General features: G+C 60.1%; 2 protein-coding genes. Both read right to left on the bottom strand.

The features are described from left to right. Positions 1 to 1,953 (bottom strand): DEAD/DEAH box helicase family protein (locus tag ACXJKG_RS20650; protein ID WP_456847593.1); only part of this gene is annotated, 1,953 nt, incomplete at its 3' end. A gap of 198 nt (positions 1,954 to 2,151) precedes the next feature. Then, the coding region (locus ACXJKG_RS20655) for a hypothetical protein (protein WP_456847594.1) at positions 2,152 to 2,459 on the bottom strand (308 nt) is incomplete at its 5' end.

The following is a 2,459-nucleotide window of genomic DNA, read 5'->3' on the forward strand; positions in this document are numbered from 1 at the left end:
CCTCGCAAGACGCGCAAACTCGAGCGCGCGGCTCGCTTCACCTCGCGTCAGCGCTCCCGAGTTCTCATCGACCAAGATCAAGTCGTGCACTTCGGCACTGACCTTGCCGGTGCTTGGCGAACGACGAAGTACCCGACCTCGTCGCTGAATGTACTCTCGCTCGACCGTCGAGCTGGCGAGGATCAGCGCGTGGTCAGTCACGGGTATGTCGATGCCTTCGTCGAGGCAGCGGATCGCGACGACGATGCCGCCATGGCTACCAAGGCTCTTGATCACGGCTCCCCGGTCACTCGGCATCCCGGCGTAGAACTCGAGGACAGGCAGCCCTGCACTAAGGCAGGCGGCGGACAAGTTCCGAAGCTGGGTCAAATTGTCGCAATACACGAGCCACCGATCGCCGGCCCGGTACTCTTCGAGAAGAATCGAAAGCGCTCGCGGTACTTTCTCCCGAGCATTCTTCAACACCCTGGCGCGCTGGATCAAGAGCCTTCTGAGACCACCGCTCTCGTCCTGTAGAGATGAGCCCATCGCGACCATCTGCCGGATGCGCTTAGAGATTCGCTCGTACTCTTCGTGCTCGACGTCGTCAAGTGAGACTTCGTGCAGCCTATAGTCGTACGGGACAAGCAGTCCCATTAACACGGCCTCCGCGAGTCCAATTACCGGCGACAAGACCGGACCAAAGAACGCTTCTAGTCGGGCCGTGCCGAGCTCATCGAACTGCCGTCGAAACGTGGCGCTCAGGCCAAGAGTTGCGCCGACCTCTGTGTTCTCCAGCCCCTCCAGAATCGGCGCGGTCCCAGCACGATGCATTTCATCGGCCACGACGAGCAGGTGCTTTCCGCTCTTGATCCGTCGCTGAAACTCGGGACTTGCGAATGTCCGATTCGTCGCTACCACGATTCGGGCGGCAAGTGCGGAAGTGGCTGGTGCAGTAAAGACCGGCAGCAGATTGACCCAGTCGGATTTAGAATGGCCCGCTCCGGCGGGAAGGATCTGAGCGTCTGGTAGCTCCGATTCGATCTCTCGAATCCACTGGGAATGAAGATCCTTGCCGGGGACCAAAATAATCGCGGAACCGCCCACACCGGACCATCGCTTTACGGCCTCGATGGCGGTCAGTGTCTTTCCCGCGCCCGTGGCGAAGTTAACAATGCCGCGATTCCCCTTCGCGGCCCAGTCCTCGAGGACTTGCAGCTGATGGTCGAGGAGAGTCCGCGATTTCTTCTGGCCCAAAACCCGGGAGCCGTACGAGCGGACATCGTCGATTGCCGCATCGACCTTATCGGCCGCGATCGATCGGAGGTGTTCAAGTGTTACGTCTTCAAGACGAGCGATCCTAGTTAGAGGATTCCGGCCGAGCCACGCTTGTTGGAAGAGATCCTCGTGCGTGACAGTTCGATAGTATTCATGTTCGCTTTCCCAGCTCCGAAAAGCGTCGAAGGTTTCATGATTCTTCCCCCAGCCCCGCCAGGTCTCGTTAACACTACCGTTGAATGAGACTCGGTTGTCGTGAGGATCCTTGAAAACACCGACCTTAGCGTGGAATAGWCCGTCGGGCTCGTCGGCAAACGCGATCCGGACATCGACGATCTCGTTCGCAATCAGCGTCGCGAGCAACTTTGTGGCGGGAACGACCGTCGGATTCTCCAAAAGGGAAAGGAGATCCTCGCGCACTGCATTTTGCGCGAGCTGCGCGGCCTCAGCCCCGGCCTTCATCGCCTGAAAATCGGCGGGACTGAGTTCGGGCGAGCAGATCAGGCGCATTCTTCCACCGCGCCTCACAAAGTCGGTGAAAGCTATCGCCACGACGTGATAAAGAGTACTCGAGAAGTAACCGGCTGCCCGGTCGTATGAATTTGCCTCCTGAAGGCACGGTATATAGAACTCGTCGAGCAGGACATTCCTACCCGACTCGTAGTTCGTTTCCAGGTGCAGGTCCGACAGCGCCACCGGTCCTCCTCTCGCGAGAACGAGCTTAGGCCTTTCGCCTGACCGCAGGGCGCACCTCGCCGGTGCATCGAGGCACGTGTCTCGAACGGCTGAGGCGGACTCCGACGACATCGAGGAGTCCCCGCCAGCCCGGTACCGGCTTCAGCGCACGGGACACCGACATCGCTTCCGGCGACGCAGAGCTTGGCGGCAATGCGACTACGAGGCGAGCCGGATCTGTCGGAGGCGTTCGTGCGTCGCGTCGGGACCACCATCCTTGTAGGGCTCGTCCCAGTCAACCTCGGTCTGACCAAGGTCCGGATCGCCGTCCTTACGCGCTAGTACCAGGGCGCAGTCGCGGTTGGTGGCCTGGCCCTTGGTATCGCCCCAGATGCGACTGACCTTGGTCTGAGCCGGGAGGTCGTCTTCCAGCATCTCAATCAGTTGAAGGTTCGTTCGGTCTTTGATGTCAGCCCACACCTCGGCCGCGAGCGGCAAAGGGTCGCTCTTGCCCGAATCCTTAACGT

It is taken from the genome of Cellulomonas sp. P5_C6, from assembly GCF_054049635.1.